Here is a 1,483-nt window from a genome sequence, read left to right on the forward strand (position 1 = left end):
GTAGCGGTAGAAAGCTATGATTACACCGCATTCCCATTAGAAAAAGCGTATGCCATGGTTGATGAACAGTCTACTAAAATTCAAGCTAGTATGGATTTGGAAAACGGTCCGCTTTTAAGAGCTGGAGTCTTTCAACTGCAAGATGGTGATTATCTTCTTTTAAGTATTCATCATTTAGTGGTAGATGGAGTTTCTTGGAGAATCTTGATAGAGGATCTTAAGGTAGCCTATGAAGCTGCTAAAAATGGAAAAGAGATTCAATTACCTCCTAAAACTCACTCCTTCAAGGAGTGGGGCTTGGCACTGCAATCTTATCGCGAAAGCTCTCAATTACAGTCTGAAGTGAATTATTGGAAGACTGTTGAGTCTAAGGTGAATACAGGAAAATTGTTATTGCCTGTAAAAGAAGAGGGATTATACTTAGATCCTCAAAAAGTAACAATGTCCTTATCTAAAAAAGAGACTGAGAACTTACTACAAAAAGCCAGCACAGCTTATTCAACTGAAATTAATGATTTACTATTAACGGCAGTTGGTCGTGCGGTGAACAAGATTACAGGTCAAACTTCTTTAGCCATTCATATGGAAGGACATGGACGTGAAGCAATTGTGGATTCTATGGTCATTGATCGTACTGTCGGTTGGTTTACTAGTACGTATCCAGTTGTCTTAGAGGAACTTGGAGATTCAATTGGAATGGATATTAGTAAGACGAAAGAAACTTTACGGAGAATTCCTCATCATGGAATTGGTTATGGCATTCTTAATGAATTGGGAGAGACTGTTCTTGAAGGAGTGGAACCTGAGTTAACCTTTAATTATCTTGGAGAGTTTCAATTTAGTCAATCCGGAGAAGATTTTTCAGAGAGCAGTCTTTCACATGGAAGAGATGTTTCAGAAAAGGATACTTTCCATACCAAGTTATCTTTAGATGGTGCAATCTCAGATAAAAAATTAAGTTTAGTTTTAAGCTTCAATGGTTCAGAGTACATAAAGGAGGAAATGGATGCTTTCATCCAAGCAATTAAAGATGAATTATTAAAAGTCATTTATCATTGTTTGGAACAAAAAGAAACGATCCGAACACCTTTTGACCTTGGAGAAGAAAATTGGTCACTTGAAGAATATAACAATGTTGTGCAAAAATACGTGGAAAAGGGATATGAGATTGATCGCATTATCCCGATGACAGGGATGCAAGAGGGAATGTTGTATCACAAATTGTTAAATGAAGAGTCAAGTGAGTATGTTGTTCAAAGTGTATATTCTGTTAGTGGCCTAAATTCTGTCGAGCATTTGAAAATGAGTTTGGATTTATTAACAGAAAAGCACGGCGTGCTTGAAACGAGTATTGTTTATCAGAATGTAAGTGAACCAAGACAAGTGATGTTAAAGGGAAGAGCTATTGAATTTAATGAAATAGATCTTTCTCAGTCAAAAAATCAAGAAAAGGAAAAGGAAGCCTTCTTAAAAGAGGATGTTC

At 36.4% G+C, this 1,483-nt stretch carries 1 protein-coding gene; it reads left to right on the forward strand.

Annotated elements, in window-relative coordinates:
* The coding region (locus WAX78_RS25075) for a condensation domain-containing protein (protein ID WP_336484681.1) at positions 1-1,483 on the forward strand (1,483 nt) is incomplete at both ends.

This window comes from Bacillus yunxiaonensis, assembly GCF_037104695.1.
GTDB classification, from domain to species: domain Bacteria; phylum Bacillota; class Bacilli; order Bacillales; family Bacillaceae_G; genus Bacillus_A; species Bacillus_A yunxiaonensis.